The organism is Kitasatospora sp. UYEF31 (assembly GCF_057291755.1).
Window position 1 is genome coordinate 53,224 of the sequence record NZ_JBXAWK010000033.1, and the last position, 18,146, is coordinate 71,369.

Annotated in this window: 12 protein-coding genes and 1 pseudogene; 10 read left to right on the top strand and 3 right to left on the bottom strand. The window is 70.4% G+C overall.

Features of this window, described 5'->3' with window-relative positions; translation table 11 throughout:
* Positions 1 to 40: 40 nt before the first annotated feature.
* The 3 genes from AC0Z36_RS17810 (at position 41) to AC0Z36_RS17820 (ending at position 4,593) form a co-directional block, all read left to right on the top strand.
* Positions 41 to 232 carry a hypothetical protein gene (locus tag AC0Z36_RS17810; protein ID WP_485463903.1) on the top strand — a complete coding sequence of 64 codons (192 nt, stop codon included), beginning with the start codon at positions 41 to 43 and terminating at the stop codon, positions 230 to 232.
* A 333-nt stretch (positions 233 to 565) separates the two neighbouring features.
* A complete protein-coding gene (locus tag AC0Z36_RS17815; RefSeq protein ID WP_485463904.1) occupies positions 566 to 3,505 on the top strand; it encodes a helix-turn-helix transcriptional regulator in 2,940 nt (979 codons plus the stop codon).
* Positions 3,506 to 3,672: 167 nt separating this feature from the next.
* Positions 3,673 to 4,593: a L,D-transpeptidase family protein gene (locus AC0Z36_RS17820; RefSeq protein ID WP_485463905.1), complete on the top strand. Its 921-nt coding sequence runs from the start codon at positions 3,673 to 3,675 to the stop codon at positions 4,591 to 4,593.
* Between the two features lie 127 nt (positions 4,594 to 4,720).
* On the opposite strand, the gene AC0Z36_RS17825 is transcribed toward AC0Z36_RS17820, so the two are convergent.
* Entirely contained in the window at positions 4,721 to 5,482 is a 762-nt protein-coding gene (locus AC0Z36_RS17825) for a hypothetical protein (RefSeq protein WP_485463906.1), read from the bottom strand.
* Complete coding sequence (locus tag AC0Z36_RS17830; protein ID WP_485463907.1) at positions 5,482 to 5,820, bottom strand: PadR family transcriptional regulator; 339 nt, start codon at positions 5,818 to 5,820, stop codon at positions 5,482 to 5,484. The genes AC0Z36_RS17825 and AC0Z36_RS17830 overlap by 1 nt, the downstream gene beginning before the upstream one ends.
* A gap of 405 nt (positions 5,821 to 6,225) precedes the next feature.
* On the opposite strand from AC0Z36_RS17830, the gene AC0Z36_RS17835 reads away from it, so the two are divergent.
* Complete coding sequence (locus AC0Z36_RS17835) at positions 6,226 to 6,543, top strand: hypothetical protein (RefSeq protein WP_485463908.1); 318 nt, start codon at positions 6,226 to 6,228, stop codon at positions 6,541 to 6,543.
* A 15-nt stretch (positions 6,544 to 6,558) separates the two neighbouring features.
* Here AC0Z36_RS17835 and AC0Z36_RS17840 read toward each other — a convergent pair.
* Positions 6,559 to 7,341: pseudogene (locus AC0Z36_RS17840) on the bottom strand (PQQ-dependent sugar dehydrogenase); the annotation flags it as partial.
* Positions 7,342 to 7,811: 470 nt separating this feature from the next.
* Here AC0Z36_RS17840 and AC0Z36_RS17845 point away from each other — a divergent pair.
* The 6 genes from AC0Z36_RS17845 (at position 7,812) to AC0Z36_RS17870 (ending at position 17,975) form a co-directional block, all read left to right on the top strand.
* The gene (locus tag AC0Z36_RS17845; protein WP_485463909.1) at positions 7,812 to 10,931 is read left to right on the top strand and encodes a putative bifunctional diguanylate cyclase/phosphodiesterase; all 3,120 of its coding nucleotides are present in this window, start codon (positions 7,812 to 7,814) and stop codon (positions 10,929 to 10,931) included.
* A 294-nt stretch (positions 10,932 to 11,225) separates the two neighbouring features.
* Positions 11,226 to 13,064: an acetolactate synthase large subunit gene (locus AC0Z36_RS17850; RefSeq protein WP_485463910.1), complete on the top strand. Its 1,839-nt coding sequence runs from the start codon at positions 11,226 to 11,228 to the stop codon at positions 13,062 to 13,064.
* Between the two features lie 42 nt (positions 13,065 to 13,106).
* On the top strand, positions 13,107 to 13,631 hold the full coding sequence (ilvN, locus tag AC0Z36_RS17855) for an acetolactate synthase small subunit (RefSeq protein WP_485463911.1): 525 nt from the start codon (positions 13,107 to 13,109) through the stop codon (positions 13,629 to 13,631).
* Between the two features lie 137 nt (positions 13,632 to 13,768).
* Complete coding sequence (ilvC, locus tag AC0Z36_RS17860; protein ID WP_485463912.1) at positions 13,769 to 14,764, top strand: ketol-acid reductoisomerase; 996 nt, start codon at positions 13,769 to 13,771, stop codon at positions 14,762 to 14,764.
* Positions 14,765 to 15,176: 412 nt separating this feature from the next.
* The gene (locus AC0Z36_RS17865; RefSeq protein ID WP_485463913.1) at positions 15,177 to 16,982 is read left to right on the top strand and encodes a PP2C family protein-serine/threonine phosphatase; all 1,806 of its coding nucleotides are present in this window, start codon (positions 15,177 to 15,179) and stop codon (positions 16,980 to 16,982) included.
* A 180-nt stretch (positions 16,983 to 17,162) separates the two neighbouring features.
* On the top strand, positions 17,163 to 17,975 hold the full coding sequence (locus tag AC0Z36_RS17870) for an FHA domain-containing protein (protein WP_485463914.1): 813 nt from the start codon (positions 17,163 to 17,165) through the stop codon (positions 17,973 to 17,975).
* The last annotated feature ends 171 nt before the right edge of the window (positions 17,976 to 18,146 follow it).

The window sequence follows — 18,146 nt, forward strand, 5'->3', positions numbered from 1 at the left end:
CGCCGGCGGACGAAAAGCCGAAACGCGCAAGGAGCACCAAATGTACGAGTTTGAAATCTTCCAGAACCGCCAGAACGAGCTCATCGCCAAGGCCGAGCGGCAGCGGATCGTCGAGCAGGTCCGGCGGGACCGCAAGGCACTGCGCAAGGCCCGTCGGGCAGACAGCCGGGTAAGCCACGCCGGGATTCTTCCCGGCGGACAGTCCGAGCCCGAGCACCGTCTCGCCGCCTGACGCCCGCCGATGACCGGCAGCCCGACGGTCACCCGCCCGACGGCCACGTTCCCTGAGGCCGCCCGCCCGCTGACCGTCTGTACGAAGGCCCTCGCCGGACCCGGCCGGGGCCTTCGCCATTGAGCCGGCCCCGGCCGCGGCTTCCGCTCCGCCTTGAGCAGTTGCCTGCACCGTTGTGACCGCGTGCGCCCGCTGCCACGCACGCTCCCGCTCCCGCTTCGGCTTCCGCATGAGTTGAGACCTTCGCCTCATACGCTCTGACCTGCATGTTCTTGATCTCTTCTCACGAAATGGCCACGCGCGATGACACTCGGACATGTCATGCTCGGTCCTGTGCCCAGTCCTTTGGTGAGTCCCGTCTTCGTCGGCCGTTCCGAAGAGCTGTCCCGCCTGGACCGGGGCCTGCGCGAAGCCGGTGAAGGCACACCGCGGGTCGTCCTGTTCGGCGGTGAGGCCGGAATCGGCAAAACCCGGATGCTGAACGAGTTCCTGGACCGCGCCACCGAAGCCGGCGCGGTCACCGTCATCGGTTCCTGCTTGGAACTCGGCGCGGAATCACTGCCGTTCGCCCCGGTCTCCGCCGCTTTGCGCGGATTGTTCCGCGAGTTGGGTGACGAACTGGTCCAGGCGGTCGCCGGGCGTGAGCGCGACCTCGCATGGCTGCTGCCGGACCTCGCCCCCGGGCACCTGCCCGCCGGTGATGTCGACCGGGTCCGCCTTTTTGAGCTGACGCTCCGTCTTCTGGAGAACATCAGTGCGGACCGTACGATCGTCATCGCTTTTGAGGATCTGCACTGGTCCGACTCCTCGACCAGGGAACTGCTCGCCTTCTGGATCAGGCTGCTGCGTACGGGCCGCATCCTGATCGTCGGCACCTACCGGGCCGACGCGGTGGACCGGCGGCACCCCCTGCGACTGTTCCTGGCGGAGATGGAACGCCTGGCGCCCAAGGTCGTCCGGCGGGAGATGACCCGGCTGACCCGCGACCAGGTGGGCGAGCAGTTGTGCGGCATCCTCGGCGCGGACCCGGGCCGCCGCCTGGTCAAGCAGATCTTCCTCAAGTCCGAGGGCAACGCGTTCTTTGTCGAGGAACTGTCTTGCGGTATCAACTCGGGTCGCCTCGCCGGGCTGTCCGACACGTTGCGCGACCTGCTGCTCATCCGCGTTGAGGAACTGCCCGAGGACACCCAGCGGATAGCCCGGCTGATATCCGTGAGCGGGGAGTACGCCGACCACCAACTGCTCGCTGTGGTCGCCGGGTTCGACGACGAACGCCTGGACACGGCACTGCGGGCGGGGCTGTCCAAACATGTTTTCACCACCGTCGAGGACGGCGGCTACCGCTTCCGGCACGCGCTGGTCCGCGAAGTCGTCCGCGACGACCTGCTGCCCGGGGAGCGGGCGCGGCTCAACGCGCGGCTCGCCGAAGCACTGGAGCAGAACCCCCAACTGGTCGACGCCTGCGAGTACGACGCCCGGCTCGCCGCGCACTGGTACCACGCCGGGCGGCCCGAACACGCGCTGCCCGTTGTGCTGCGGGCCGCGAAGGGCGCCCAGTGCAGGTATGCCTACCGGGGTCAGGTCAACCTGCTCGGCCGGGCCCTCGACCTGTGGGAGCAGGCGGCCGATCCGGAGGCGCTGACCGGCACGACCCAGCTGGTGATCCTGCGCCAGGCGGTCTCCGCGGCCATTTCCTGCGGCATGCCGAAGCGGGCCATCGCGCTGATCCGCCAGGGCCTCGACGTGGTCGATCCGGACAGTGATCCGCGTACGGCCGCGTGGTTGTGGGCTGAGAAGGCCCGGAACCTCCGCAACCTGTGCCGCTCCAACGGGCTGTCCGAACTGCTCAAGGCCAAGGCCCTGCTCGACGGCCTGCCGCCGTCGGTCGAACAGGCCCGGGTGCTGTCGCAGATCAGCACCGTGGAGATGCTCGACGGCCAGGCCGGGGCGGCGGTGCCCGGCGCGCGGGCCGCGCTCTTGGTGGCCTGCGCGGTCGGCAGCAAGGCCGTCCAGGCGGAGGTCCGCAAGACGCTGGGGTGCCTTCTGGTGAACGCCGGTCAACTGGACGAGGGCCTGGGCGAGATGGCGCGGGCGGAGGCACTGGCGGCCGAAGCCGGTGAACCGGGCGTCCTGTGCATGGTCCTGGGCAACAAAGCCTCCCTGTACCAAGGCGTGGGCCGACACCGCGAGGCGGTCGAGGTCGCGCGCGAGGGGATCAGGGTCGGCGACGAACACGGGCTGACCCACGGGGTCGGCGCGTTCATCGTCGGCAACCTCGCCGAATCGCTGAGCTCCCTCGGCGAGTGGGACGTAGTGCAGGTGTTGGTGGACCGCACCCTGGACCTCGACCCGTCCCCGGCGATCGTCCGCTCCCTCGACCGTACGCTCGTCACCCTGGAACTGGGCAGAGGGCAACTGGAGCGCGCGGAGCAGCGGATGGAACGCATCCGTGAGAACGTCGGAACCCGCTACAGCGAGACGCAGTACACCATCCCCGTCGCGGAGTCTGAGATCGTGTTGGCCACCGCCCAGGGGCGGTTCCGCCAGGCGCGCGAGGTGCTGGACGTCGCACTCACGGTCGGTTTCGACGACGGATACCAGCGCTATGGTCTGCCGCTGCTGATCGCGGCCGCCCGGATGGAGGCCCAGGTGGCCGCGCTCGACCCGAACCCGCGGGAGGCCGAGCTGCGCACCCGGCGGGACTGCCTCGCCCGGATCCGCGCAGCCGTCGCGGCGCTCGCGGTGGCGTGTCCGCTGGACGAGGCGCTGGTGCTGACACTCGCCGCCGAACTGGCCCGCGCCGAGGGGACGGTGACCGTCGAGACGTGGTCTGCCGTTGTGGCGGCCTGGCAGCTGGTCGAGCAGCCGTACGTCCGGGCTCAGGTGCGGCTCCACTACGCGGAGGCGCTGCTGCTCGAAGGCCGCCGGGAGGAGGCCGCGACGGCGCTGGCCGAAGCGCGCGAGACGGCCGTACGCCTGGACGCGGCCCCGCTGCTCGCAGACCTGGACCGGCTGGGCCGCCGGGCCAGGCTCACTGCCGTTCCGGACGCCGCCGGACCGCCCGCGCACAATCTGACGCCGCGTGAGAACGATGTACTCCGGCTCCTCGCCGAAGGCCGGTCCAACCGGCAGATCGCCGAGGAGCTGTACATCTCCACCAAGACGGCGAGCGTGCATGTCTCGAACATCCTGGCCAAGCTGGAGGTCTCGGGCCGGGGTGAGGCGGCGGCCCTGGCCCACCGGCTCGGGCTGGTGGCGGCGTTGGCCTCCTGAAGAAACTTCCGCCACAGGTGTAACTCTTGTCCCGCGGCCGGAGTCGTTAAGAGGGGGCTCCGGGGGTTTCGTGCTGCGGTGCGGAGAAAATCGCACAAATACCTGGTGGTCCGCAGGCCGTACCGATGGTGCGGCGCTACCGCAGCGCGCTGAACAGGACTCTCTTCATGAATCGTCGTAACCGGATCAGGGCCGCTGTGGCGACCACCGTCGCGGCAGTCGGCGTGGCGGTCGTCCTCGCCGTACTGCTCCCCGGCGGCTCCGGCAGCACGGGCAACGTCGCGGTGGTCAGTCCCGCACCGGTCACGGTCGTACCGGTCGAAGCGTTGTCGCAGCCCCCGGCCGCGGCGGCGACCCCGTCGGTCCCCGGCAAAGCTTCCGAGCCGCCTGCCCCGGTGACGGGCAGCCCGCACCCGAGCCCGGCGGCCTCCTCATCGAAACCCACCGCTTCCACGACGCCGTCGCCGTCCACGTCGGCAGCCGCCGAAACCCCCGACTGGGGCGTGCCCGTCCGGGTCGGCAACGCCCGTCAGGTCATCACGGTCAAGACCAGCGGTTCGACCGCGACGGTCACCGCCTGGACCAGAGGCGACCAGGGCTGGACGGCCTCCTACGCCACCAGTGCGGGCCGGATCGGCTCGAACGGCCTGACAAACGGGGCGACCCGCAAGCAGAACACCTCGACCACGCCCAGCGGCACGTACTCGATAACCGAGGGGTTCGGCGTCAAGCCGAACCCGGGCACGAAGGTCCCCTACACCAAGGTCACCGGCGACACCTGGTGGGTCGAGGACTCCGAGAGCGACTTCTACAACCAGATGCGGAACGCGTCGCAGGGCGGATTCCCGCTCACGGAGCAGGGCGACCGCGGCAGTGAGCAGCTCATCACCCACCAGCCGGCGTACAACTACGCGCTGGTGATCGACTTCAACCGGCGGCCCGCCGTGCCGAACCGGGGCGCGGGGATATTCCTGCACGTCAACGGCAGTGGTGCGACGGCCGGTTGTGTATCCGTACCCGAGTCCGTGCTGGTTTCGCTGCTGCGCTGGATCGACCCGGCGCAGCACCCGGTCATCGCGATCGGCTGACTCCGGCGACTCCGGCGACTCCGGCGACTCGGGCGACTCCGGCGACTCGGCTTCGGCTGACTCCGCTGATTCTTCTGCTTCGGGCGACTCTGCTGACCCGGCTGAACCAAGACCCAGGAAACAAGGCTCACCTGTCGGCGGCGGCCTTGCGCAGCTTCCGGCGCACGGTGAACCAGACGATGAGCGGCGCAAGTACGACCCCGGCGGCAACACCGGGCAGGAACCCCCGGTTGTCGAAGACGTTGTCGAGCAGGCCCACCGTCAGGAGCCCGAGGGTGATCTCGAACAACACGTACGCGACGGCGAACCCGGCGAACTTCCGGCCGAACAGGAACCGCCGGTTCGGGCGCGCGGGCGGCGAGTCCAACTGGGCCGCCGGGCCGAGGCTCGCGGCCTTGGGGCGCTTGAAGTAGGCGTAGTAGGCCCACGTTCCGCACGGCTCCCAGCCGTCCGGGGCCAGGCGGTCGACGAGAGCGGTCCGGCGTCTGCCGACCGCCACGTCCCGGCGGTACTCCCAGCGCTGCGCCCGGCCGGGGTCGCGGTGGCTGACGAACATGCCGACCTTGTCGACCCGTTCGACCTCCCAGCCCTGGTCGCCGTACTCGTTGAGGTGCTGCCGGTCGACCCAGATGTCGGCGGTCCACCGCCAGGTGTCCGCGACCGGCTCAGCCTCCGTACGACCGCCTGACTTCGATGTTGACTTCTCCTTCGCGGGAGACGCGAACTGCCCGGCGAACTCGGCCACCGGGCCGAACTCCTCATCGGCGGTGCTGCCGCTCTCCTGGAGGTAGGAACGCAGTTCGTCGAGCGTGTCGGCGATCTTGCGGGCGGGGACGCCGTCGGCGCTCAGCCGGGCGGCGAGTGCCTCGAAGTAGTCGGTGGTGGTCATTACGCGATCCCTCCCGTGGCCAGCGCGGCCCGTACGGATGTGTCGAAGGTCAGCCAGAGGTCGCCCTGTTCGCGCAGGGTCTCGCGGCCCAGGGTGGTGAGGCTGTAGTAGCGCCGCCCCGGGCCACGCTCGGCGGCGCGGAACTCGGCCGTCACAAGCCCGGCTTCCTCCAGGCGGTTGAGCACCGGGTAGAGCGTGCCGCCCCGGATTTCGCCGAGGCCGGCCGCGGCGAGGTTCTTCGCGATCTCGTAGCCGTAGTTCTCGCCGCCGGTCAGATCGGCGAGGACGAGCAGGTCCAGTACGCCTTTGAGCCAGCTCGCGCGTCGGTCGGGTGCCATTCAGTGCCCTTCAGCAGGTGGTGACAGGTAGAACGTAATCCCACCTAGTTAGAAATGCAACCTAGATAGGGATCTAGTCTGACGAAGGAAGCCGAAGGCCGGGTGTTGTCCGCACGGCCCGCTGACGTCGGCCCGCTGACGTCGGCCCGCTAACGTCGGCCCGCTAACGTCGGCCCGCTAACGTCGGCCCGCGCTCGGTCCGTACGTGAAAAGGGGTCCCGGCGGTCGCCGGTGCCGTGTCGAACATGCTCCACCTGCTGTGCACGGGACCCGGCTCACAGCACCCCGAACTTGATCGACGCCGTTGACAGCGGCATGACATGCTCGGCGACGTGTCAGGCACCCTCATATCCCCAGTCTTCGTCGGCCGCTCGCCCGAATCGGCGCGGCTCGACGAGGCGCTGCGTGACGTCGGCGACGGCTCGCCTGACGCGGGCCCGGCAGGCCACCGGCACGGGGTACGTCGAGATGCAGTTCCGCATCCCGCTCGGACACGGTGAGATCGCACTGGCCCGCAGCCGGGGCCGGTTCGCCGACGCCCGCGCGGAGCTCGCCCGGCAACTGGCCGCGGGCTTCCCGGCCGGTAACCAGCGCTACGCCTGGCCGCTGCTCATCGAAGCGGTCCGCGTCGAAACCGACAGCGGTGCGCCCGACCCCGACGTCTGTACGAGTATTCAGGCAGCCGCCGCGGCGCTCGCGCGCCGGCTGAAGTTGCTGGGTTAAGTCTTCAGTGCCCGGTCAGCTGACCGGCACCTTCAGGATGCGATCGTCCCCGGCTTCGGGCGACCCGCGTCCGTCCGTGTTGCTGGTGGTCAGCCACAGGTCCTGACCCACGTTCACGATCGTACGCAGTCGCCCGTACGCACCCTTGAACATCTCCTGCGGGGCGCCTGCCTTTTCGCCGTCCAGCGGAATCCTGACCATGCGTTTTCCGGCCAGACAGGCCATGTACAGGTTGTCCCCGGCGATGGCGATGCCGCTCGGGGAGGTCTCCGAGGTCGGCTTCCACGTCGCGGCCGGGCTGATGTAGCGCCTGTCGCCACCGGGCCCCTCGACCGCCGGCCAGCCGTAGTTGCCGCCCGGCTTGATGAGGTTGAGTTCGTCGTACTTTTTCTGGCCGAACTCGCTGGCCCACAGCCGCCCGGCCGAATCCCAGGCCAGTCCCTGCACGTTCCGGTGGCCCAGGCTGTAGACGACCGAGCCGGGGAACGGGTTGCCCGGGGCGGGCCTTCCGTCCGGGGTCATCCGCAGGATCTTGCCGCCGAGGGAGTTCTGATCCTGCGCCAGGGGTTTGTCGCCGGACTCACCCGTGCCCGCGTAGAGCATGCAGTCGGGGCCGAAGGCGAGCCGCCCGCCGTTGTGGACGCTGCCGTTCGGGATGCCCACCAGGACCGGCTGCGGAGCGCCGAGCCGCCCGCCTTCGTACGTCATCTTCACAATGCGGTTGTCCGAAGCCGCGGTGAAGTACGCGTAGACCAGGCGGTCCTGGGCGAAGGACGGCCCGACGGCCAGCAGCAGGACAAGGAGCAGGGCCGTGCCCGGCGCGGCGGACCGCGCTATTGCCGTACGGGCCGACGTTTGCACGGAGCACCTCCGGTGAGCGGCTTCCCCGGCTGCCACGCTAACCGCGAGGACGTCGCAGTGCGTACGCAGAAGCGGAAAGAACGAACCTTGTCGTCACTCTGTGTAGATTCACCCATGCGTACGGTGACTGAAGTGGTGTATCGTCCGGACCGTGGGGCGCCGCGGGGCGCTTCTGACCGAGCGGTTGGACCCAGCAGTCGTCCGGCCGGTGAATCCGCCGGCCGGGGGCGGCAGGACATAGTCGACACTGTCGCCGTCCATCGCGGTCCATCCCACGCGGCGCGGGGCAACCGATGCCCGCGGGGGTGGGTGAAGAGGGGAGCAGGACGATGCCGGGGGACGTATCCACGGACGGGCGCCGCGCACTTCGCGGGAGCCACGACAATGCTGTGAAGTGCTGAGCGCCGTTGTCCGGAACCTGCGTACGAACGCGCGCGCTCTCGATCGTCCTGCCGATCTGTCTCATCTACACGGTCGGAGCGCTGTCCGGCTGGGGCGGCCGGTGGCTGTCGCTGGCCATGGGCGACTTCGGCCTCGCGCTCGCCGCTGCCGCGGCCGCCGCCTCCTGCACCGTCAAAGCCTGCCGGGTGGTCGGCCGCGAGCAGTTGTCCTGGGCCCTGCTCGGTGCCTCCGCCTGCATGGTCTCCCTCGGTAACAGCATCTGGGGGTGGTACGAAGTAGTGCTCGGCGAACCGGTGCCCACCCCGGGCCCGGCCGACTGGATCTTCCTGTTCTTCGCCCCGACCGCGATCATCGGGCTGCTGCTGATCGCCCAGCCCCCCCGCGGCCTGGCCGGCTGGACCTGCATCGTGCTCGACGGCTGGCTCGTCGCCGGCTCACTGTTCACCCTGGGCTGGTCGCTGGTCCTGTCCCGCAACACCCACGGCGACCGGATGGACGCCCTGCGCGTCGCGCTGACCCTCGCCTACCCGATCCTCGACATCCTCCTGGTGAGCATGGTCGTGGGGCTGCGCTTCAAAGCCGGGCGCGGCGACCGGGCCGCGCTCAACCTGGCCCTGGTCGCACTGGCGATCACCGTGGTCAGCGACGCCCTGTTCACCACGCCGGGCCTGCACGGCGGTTACCGCTCCGGGCAACTGCTCGACGCGGGCTGGTTCGCCGGAAGTGTCCTCCTGGCCGCCGCCCCGTGGATAGGCGAGTCGGACCACACCGAGCGCGGCTCCGGCGTCAGGACCTTCTCCATGCTGTCCGCTCTCACCCCGTACGTCGCGGCCGCGGTCTGCACCGCGGGGGTCATCGGTGACGCGGTCAACGGCCGCCCGCCGGACCCGGTGGTGCTCGCCGCGGGTGGCTCAGTCCTGGTCGCGCTGGTCCTGCGCCAGGGCATCACCCTGGTCGACAACGTCTTCATGGCCCAGGAGCTCGCGGCCAAGGAGCGCCATTTCCGCTCCCTGGTCCAGGGCTCCAGCGACGTCATCATGATCACCGCGCCGGACGGCGTGCTGAGCTACGTCAGCCACGCGGTGCGCCACGTGTACGGTTTCGAGCCCGAGGAACTCGTCAACACCCGGCTCGAACTGCTCGTCCACCCCGACGACCAGGTCCGGCTGAGACACGAACTCGACCAGTTCCGCGGCCGGGGCGAGGACGCACCCATGGTCCGGGTCGAATGCCGCATCCGCTCGGCGGACGGGGCCTGGCTGCACACCGAGTCCGCGGTCAACCGCTACGGCGACGGGCTGATCTTCAACAGTCGGGACGTCACCGACCGGGTCAGGCTCCAGGCCCAGCTCGAACACGACGCCTTCCACGACCGGCTGACCGACCTGCCCAACCGGGCCCTGTTCGAAGACCGCATCGAGCAGGCCCTGGCGCAGCGGCGCGGCCTGCCGCCGGACCCGTCCCCCGTCCCCGTGCCGACCGCCGCGGTCCTCTTCCTCGACCTCGACGGCTTCAAAGCTGTCAACGACGTCAACGGCCACGCGGTCGGCGACGAACTCCTCGTGCAGGCCGCCAGGAGGCTCAAGGGCGCGGTCCGGGCCGGCGACACCGTCGCCCGCCTCGGCGGCGACGAGTTCGCCGCCCTCCTGGTCGGCGACCCGGCCCCCGCCGCCTGCCGGGACATCGCCGAACGACTCCTGCACACCCTCTCCGCGCCGTACCGCGTCGGCGGCGTCGAAGTGCGGGTCGCCGCCAGCATCGGCGTCGCCTTCTCCGTCGCGGGCATCAACCCGGCCGAACTCCTCCGCCGCGCCGACGACGCCATGTACGCAGCCAAGGACGGCGGCAAAGCCCGCGTCGAGATGTACGACCCGGCCCTGCACACGGACACCCGCCGCCGCCGCGAACGCGCCCGCCGCACCGGCCAGCGGCCGATCCTGCCGGACGTCCGGCCGGTCGGCGTCGTATCCCCGGAGCAACTGAGCCCGGCGCAGCAGAGCATGACGCAACAGAGCCCGGTAAAGCAGAGCCCGGCGCACCTGAGCGTGGCGCAACAGAGCCCGGCGCACCTGAGCGTGCAACCGACCGGCGAACCACGCACACCGGCGACCGGCCCCGTGCACAGCCACCTCGGCCAGCTCACCAATCACGCGGTGGGGACCGCCGCCGGACGGTCCCGGCACAACGGCCGGACCGGTACGGGGGAGGGCGGACACGGCCGCACCACCCTCGTCTACCTGCCGGTCGTCGACCTGGCCACCGGCCGGATCCGCGACGTCGAGGCGATGCTGCGCCGCAGCACCGTCCCCGGCCCGGCGGGCAGTCACGTCTCGCCGTTCCACAAGCTGACCGCGGGCGCCGACGGGCGCCTGAGCCCACTCGGCCGCCGCATCCTCGAACAGGCCGTGGACGACGCCGCCCACTGGCGGGCGGACGGTCACGAAGTGGGCCTCGGCGTGGGCCTGACCGCCCGCCAGTTCGCCGACCCGGGCCTGACGGAACTGCTCGGCGCGGTGCTGCGCGGCGGCGGGCTGCCGCCGGCCGCCTTCACTGTGGAGATCACCGAGAACGTCTCGCCGGACGGCCCCGAGGCGATGATCGGGCGCTGCTCCGGGTTGCGTCGCCTGGGCGTACGACTGTCGGTGGACGACTTCGGCACCGGCCGTTCCTCGCTGGCCTACCTGCGCCGCCTCCCGGTCGACCACCTGAAGATCGACCGGTCCTTCGTCGCCGAGATCGGCTCCTGCCCGCACCTGACCGCCCTCGCGTCGACCATCGTGCGGCTCGGCCTGGACCTCGACCTGACCCTGGTGGCCGTCGGTGTCGAGAGCGGCGCACAGGCCTTGGCGCTGCGGGAGATGGGCTGCCAGCGTGGCCAGGGCCCCCTGTTCGGCGCCCCGCTGGACCATCAGGCGCTCGGTGCGCTGCTGCGGCAGGGGACGATGCCGCTGCCGGGGCCGGTGTACGACAAGACCGTTGCCGGAGCGGCCGCCGCCGGAGGGCCGCCCGACACAGTCACCGGCACGGTCGCCGAGACCGTCCTCAAGGCCGTCGAGGCGAACACCACGGTCTCCGCCCCACGGGACCGCCGGACCGGTGAGACGAACACGACACCTGTCAGTTGATCCGACAGGCGGGAGGTCCCGGGCCCAGGAATCACAGGGAGGAGTGATGACCTCCGGTGGAAGCCAAGGCGCAGGGGCCGTACGGCCTGGGAAAGTCGGCTCGGGCCTTCCGGGAGTGTCCAAAAGAGGGTCCAAATGGTGGGACGACGACGTGGAGCGCTTGACAGTCCCCGGGGGGCAGAGAAAGAGTCATGCCCATGCAGACCCCGATTCTCGTACTTGCGGCGCGCGTGAGCTGAACACACCAGCTCCGCGCGCCTCCCCCCGCATGCCTGACGGCACGGGGGTTTTTTGTTGGAGCAGAAGCGCCGCCGGACCCGACTTGCCGACCGAGATCGAGAAGAGAAGAAGCACATGACCGATCAGATGACCGGAGCACAGTCGCTGATCCGCTCGCTGGAAGCCGCCGGTGTCGACACCGTCTTCGGTATCCCGGGCGGGGCCATCCTCCCCGCGTACGACCCGCTCCTCGACTCGACCCAGGTCCGGCACATCCTCGTACGCCACGAGCAGGGCGCGGGGCACGCGGCCGAGGGCTACGCCCAGGCCACCGGCAAGGTCGGCGTCTGCATGGCCACGTCGGGCCCGGGGGCCACCAACCTGGTCACCCCGATCGCCGACGCGTACATGGACTCGGTGCCGATCGTCGCCATCACCGGCCAGGTCGCCAGCAAGTCCATCGGCACGGACGCCTTCCAGGAAGCCGACATCTGCGGCATCACGATGCCGATCACCAAGCACAACTTCCTGGTGACGAACGCCGATGAGATCCCGGCGACCATCGCCGCCGCGTTCCACATCGCCTCCACCGGGCGTCCGGGCCCCGTCCTGGTCGACATCTCCAAGGACGCCCTCCAGGCCACCACCACGTTCGTCTGGAACGGAACCCCCGAGCTTCCCGGCTACCGGCCCGTCACCCGGCCGCACGCCAAGCAGATCCGCGAGGCCGCCCGGCTTCTCCTGGAGGCCAAGCGTCCGGTCCTGTACGTCGGTGGCGGGGTCCTGAAGGCGCACGCGTCGGCGGAGCTGAAGATCCTCGCCGAGCTGACCGGCGCACCGGTGGTCACGACCCTGATGGCCCGCGGCGCGTTCCCCGACTCGCACGTGCTGCACCTGGGTATGCCCGGCATGCACGGCACGGTCGCGGCGGTCACCGCGCTGCAGAAGGCCGATCTGCTGGTCTCGCTGGGCGCCCGGTTCGACGACCGGGTCACCGGCAAGCTCGACAGTTTCGCCCCGGACGCCACCATCGTCCACGCGGACATCGACCCGGCGGAGATCTCCAAGAACCGGACAGCCGACGTGCCGATCGTGGGCGACGCCCGCGAGGTCCTCGCCGATCTGATCGTCGCCGTCCAGGCGGAGCACGCGGCCGGCCGCAAGGCCGACTACAGCGCCTGGTGGGAGTCGCTCAACCGGTGGCGTGGGACCTACCCGCTGGGCTACGACCTGCCGGACGACGGCTCGCTGTCCCCGCAGCAGGTCATCCAGCGGCTCGGTGAGATCGTCGGCCCCGACGCGATCTACGCTTCGGGCGTGGGCCAGCACCAGATGTGGGCGGCGCACTACCTCCCGCACGAGAACCCGTACACCTGGCTGAACTCCGGCGGCGCGGGCACCATGGGCTACTCGGTGCCGGCGGCCATGGGCGCCAAGGTGGGCATGCCCGGGAGCACGGTGTGGGCGATCGACGGTGACGGCTGCTTCCAGATGACCAATCAGGAACTGGTCACCTGCGCGGTGAACAACATTCCGATCAAGGTCGCCATCATCAACAACGGCACCCTCGGCATGGTGCGACAGTGGCAGACGCTGTTCTACGGCAAGCGCTACTCCAGCACCGGCCTGGACGGTTCCCGCGCGGGGAGCGACCCCAGCGCCCCTGACGCCCGGCGCACCCCGGACTTCGTGCTGCTCGCCGAGGCGATGGGCTGCCACGGCCTGCGCTGCGAGAAGCCCGAGGACCTGGACGCCACCATCCGCAAGGCGATGGAGCTCAACGACGCACCCGTCGTCATCGACTTCGTCGTCCACCAGGACGCCATGGTCTGGCCGATGGTCGCCGCCGGCACCTCCAACGACGAGATCCTGGCCGCGCGGGACGTGCGTCCCGACTTCGGCGACGACGACTGATTCCGTACGAGGAATCCGAGAACTCAGGAAGGCACAGGGACAATGTCCAAGCACACTCTCTCGGTCCTCGTGGAGAACAAGCCGGGTGTCCTCGCCCGGATCACCGCACTGTTCTCCCGGCGGGGCTTCAACATCGACTCACTCGCCGTCGGTGTCACCGAACATCCGGACATCTCGCGGATCACCATCGTGGTGAGCGTCGAGGACCTGCCGCTCGAGCAGGTCACCAAGCAGCTCAACAAGCTGGTCAACGTACTCAAGATCGTTGAGCTCGACCCGGTCGCGGCCGTGCAGCGCGAACTGCTGCTCGTCAAGGTCAGGGCCGACCACGAGACCCGCTCGCAGATCGTCGAGATCGTGCAGCTGTTCCGCGCCAAGACGGTCGACGTGTCCCCGGACGCGGTGACCATCGAGGCCACCGGCGGCCACGACAAGCTCGACGCGATGCTGAAGATGCTCGAGCCGTTCGGCGTGAAGGAACTGGTCCAGTCCGGCATGGTGGCCATCGGCCGCGGTGCCCGCTCGATCACAGACCGTTCACTCCGTACGGTCGACCGCTCCGCCTGATCCGCCGAACAGCGTCTGCTGACGCGTTTTCATCTCAGACTTCAATACCGCGGAACGCCACCCCTTGGACATTTGCGAAGATGTCCAGCATGGGCTGACGACCCCAATCACGTGCACGTCCTAAGGAGATGCCCCCAGTGGCCGAGCTGTTCTACGACGACGACGCAGACCTGTCCATCATCCAGAACCGGAAGGTCGCAGTCCTGGGCTACGGCAGCCAGGGCCACGCCCACGCGCTGAGCCTGCGCGACTCCGGTGTGGACGTCCGCGTCGGCCTGCTCGAAGGTTCCAAGTCCAAGGCCAAGGCCGAGGAGCAGGGCCTTCGTGTGGTCAGCCCCTTCGAGGCCTGTGCCGAAGCCGACCTGATCATGATCCTCACGCCGGACCCGGTCCAGGGCGACGTGTACAAGACGGCGGTCGAGCCGAACCTCAAGGACGGCGACGCGCTGTTCTTCGGGCACGGCTTCAACATCCGGTACGGCTTCATCAAGCCCCCGGCCGGCGTCGACGTCGCGCTCGTCGCCCCCAAGGGCCCGGGGCACCTCGTCCGCCGCCAGTACGAAGAGGGCCGCGGCGTGCCGTGCATCGCGGCCGTCGAGCAGGACGCTACCGGCAAGGCCTTCGAGCTGGCGCTGTCCTACGCCAAGGGCATCGGCGGCACCCGCGCCGGCGTCATCAAGACCACCTTCACCGAGGAGACCGAGACCGACCTGTTCGGTGAGCAGGCCGTTCTCTGCGGTGGCGCCTCGGCACTGGTCAAGGCCGGTTTCGAGACCCTGGTCGAGGCCGGCTACCAGCCGGAGATCGCCTACTTTGAGTGCATGCACGAGCTCAAGCTCATCGTGGACCTGATGTACGAAGGCGGCCTGGAGAAGATGCGCTGGTCGGTCTCCGAGACCGCCGAGTGGGGCGACTACGTCACCGGTCCCCGCATCATCACCGACGCCACCAAGGCCGAGATGAAGCAGGTCCTCGCGGAGATCCAGGACGGCACCTTCGCCAACGCCTGGATGGCCGAGTACCAGGCCGGTCTGCCGAAGTACAACGAGTACAAGAAGGCCGACGAGGGCCACCTGCTCGAGACCACGGGCAAGCAGCTGCGCAAGATGATGAGCTGGGTCGACAACGGCTGAACCAGCGGCATGTGGCTTTTTGTCACAGTCTGCACACAGCACCCCGGGCCGCGTACCGCGCCCCGGGGTGCTGTTGTTTTCTGTATGCAGGTGTTTTTCCGCGGGGTCCTCCGTACGGGACAGGGCTGTTCACCTGAACGGGGACCGGGCACCGGCATTCCGGATCATCCGGGAACGACCATTGCTGACGGTCCGTCGGTAGTCTGTTGGTCCCGGTGATTCACCGGGACGGCAACAACCCACTCTGTGGGGGGAAAACCGGGGAAAACACTGGGCGGCGGGCCTCTGTAGGCAGCACCATGCTGATGCGGGGGCGACGGGACCGCGTATGCCCCGACCGGCCGGTCGGGGGCGTCTCTGAGGCGGCACGGGACTTGACTGTTCCGGCCCGGGATCGTGGAGCGTGAGGTGGATGAGGGGACGAGGGGACTCCGCGCGCCGGGACGAAGCGGCAGCGGCTGCTCGCGGAGCGGCTCAGACGGACAAGACGGACCCGACGGCTAAGGGCGGCGCACGCGCCAAGGAGGGCTACCCCGCCGCGGGCCGGGCGGTCGCCCGCGGGGAGGGCCGGCGCAGGACCGCCGGTCAGGAACAGCCGCCGCAGGGCGGTTACAGCACCGACGCACAGGAGCGGACACTGCGTCAGGACGGCTTGCGCGCGGCGCGGCCCGCCGCGGCCGACGACGACATGTACGGCGACCTCTACCTCGACTTCGGCGAAGCGCCGACGGCGCAGGCCGTCCCGGTCACCGCTCCCGCTGACGGGACCACAGACGGGACCGACAGCGGGCCCGACGACCCGGACCGCACCCAGATCGCCCCGCCGTACCTCGGCGGGACACCGGAACAGCCGACGGCCAGGCCACGCGGCGGACGGCCCAGGACACTCGGCGCGGGCGCCGGCCAGCCGCAGGTCCCCGGACAGAGCCCGCCGCGCATCCCCGCAGCCGAACGGCGGCCCGCGATGCCGCTGCGCCGGCCGGTCCCAGAGAATGAGGTGGCATCCCCCGTGGAAGACGGCGTACGACCGCAGGGCACACTGCCGCTCGCCCCCCCGTCGGAGCAGTCCGAGCCCCCCGCCCGGCCCGTACGGGCCCGCATCCCCTCGGTGGCCGGCCTTCCGGCGCCCACCCGGCCGGCCGCGCAGCGGCCCCGCCCCGCCCAGACGGAACCGGCACCGCAGCGGGCCGCCGTGCCCGAAGCGGTCCAGCCGCCCGTGCAGCCGCAGCGCGGCGGTCCCGCGGTCCCGCCGCGGATCCCGCCCGCGCCGAGCAGCCCCCCCGCGCCGGCGGTGGCGGCTCCGCCCATGCCCGCTCCGCCCGCTCCGCCCGTTCCACCCGCTCCGCCCCAGGCAGTGGACGACGGCGACCTCGATGAGATCGTCACTACCGGCCGGACCGACGGTGAGCACCCGCAGGAGGGCGAGGGCACCCGGCTCAACCTGCCGCCCACCCCCGGCCGCAGCGTCCAGGCCGCGGCCTGGTCCGGAGCGTCCCTCCCGGGCCGCCGCCGGATCGCCCGCCGGCAGCGCCTCGGCCTGGCGGGGGAGATGTCCGCCCGTGACAACGACGACCGTTTCGCGGCCACCGGCGACCTGTTCGTGGTCGCCGACGGCCTCGGCGGCCACCCGGCCGGGTGGTACGCGGCCGACGTCGCGGTGCGCACCCTCGTCGCCGACCTCGCCGGGGCTGATCTGACGGCAGGCTGGAGCGACCGCCTGCGCGCCGCGGTGGCCCGCGCCGACCTGATGGTCCGCCGGCACGGCACCGCCCCCGAGTTCGAGGGCATGCGTACGACGATCGTGGTCGCGGTCCTCCAGGACGGCCGGCTCCACCTTGCCGGGTGCGGCGACAGTGTCTGCTGGCTGATCCGCGGCGGCCAGGCCTTCCGGCTGACCGAACAGGGCAACGCCGCCGACCTCGGCCGTCCCTGGCTGCTGACCTCCACCCCGCTGGGCGGCTCCCAGCTGCCCGACCCGGAACTCCAGCGGATCGAACTGCACCCGGGCGACCGGGTGGTGCTGGCCACCGACGGTGTGGGACACCTCCCGGACGAGACCGTCGCCGAACTGGTCCACGGGGATCCGTTCCTGGCGGCCCGTACGCTCACCGTCACCGCCGTCGAAAGCGGCGACGACGACGCGACGGCCGTGGTGGTGGACTGCGACGCCCTCCCGGTCGCCGTGGACCGCGTCGAACTGCCCGGCCCGCGGGCGTGACCCTGACTCTTACCGCGCACCGCGCGCACAACGAGGCCGCCGACCGCCGGCCGGGGCCTCTGTCCGGAGGGGCACCTCACCCCGTACGGTCGGACCGACTGTCATGTTCCCTTCTGCGCCGCGAACCGCGTGGTGTCAGATGGTCTTCCCGCCACCGCGGGAGCCTTCACTTCCGGACGGATGACGATGCTCGAACTGATCCTCACCGTGGCCACCTCCGACGACGCCGACCGGCAGGACGGCGAGTTGGCCCGGCCGCGTGCAGTGAAGGTGCCCAGCGAGGAAGGCCAGAAGATGGCCATCGGGCGCGATCCGTCGCGCTGTCGCCTGGTCACACCCAAGGACTGGCGCTTCGTCTCCCGGGTCCACCTGGAGTTCGGCTACACCGAGGAGCGCGGCTGGACGGTGGAGTGGCACCAGGGCTCCCACACCCGCCCCGTGGCGCTGGTCCAGATCGACCGTGAGGGTGTCGCCGAGCCGGTCCCGTACGGGGCGACCCTGCCGCTCGGCCGCAACCGGATCGGCCGGATCTCCGTCACCGACCTGCCCCGGCGCCGGCGCGTCCTCGTCGAATGGCGCGTCACCCTCCAGGCCGAGCCGGGCGACGAACCCACCGAGGGCGACATCTCCGTCCCCGAGACACAGGACGTCGCGCCGTACGTCCTGCAGAACCGGCTCTCCGAGACGGAGGTCGAGGTGCTCGCCGCGATGAGCGACGACTGGATCGCCGGACGGCCCGTCAAACGGGCCAAGTCCACCCGCGAACTGTGCGCCGAACTGCACCTGGCGCCGGCCACGGTGGAGCGCTGCAAGACCAAGCTCCGCCGGGAGTTCTACAGTTCGGGCCTGTGCCCGGAGCTCAACGACCTGCTCGGCCCCAACTACCTGGACACCGTCCGGCACGTGCACGGGGGCTGGGACCTCATCGCCCAGACCGCGGTCACCCACGGAATAGTGGGTCGGGACAAGGCCGGCCGCGGCGCGCGGCGCTGAGCGGCGAGTGAACAGCAGGCGATGGGCGCGAAGCGTCCCGAGCGCAGCCGGAGGCTGCGGTTTGACCGGGCGACGAGCGGCGCTGAGCGGCGAGTGAACAGCAGGCGATGGGCGCGAAGCGTCCCGAGCGCAGCCGGAGGCTGCGGTTTGACCGGGCGACGAGCGGCGCTG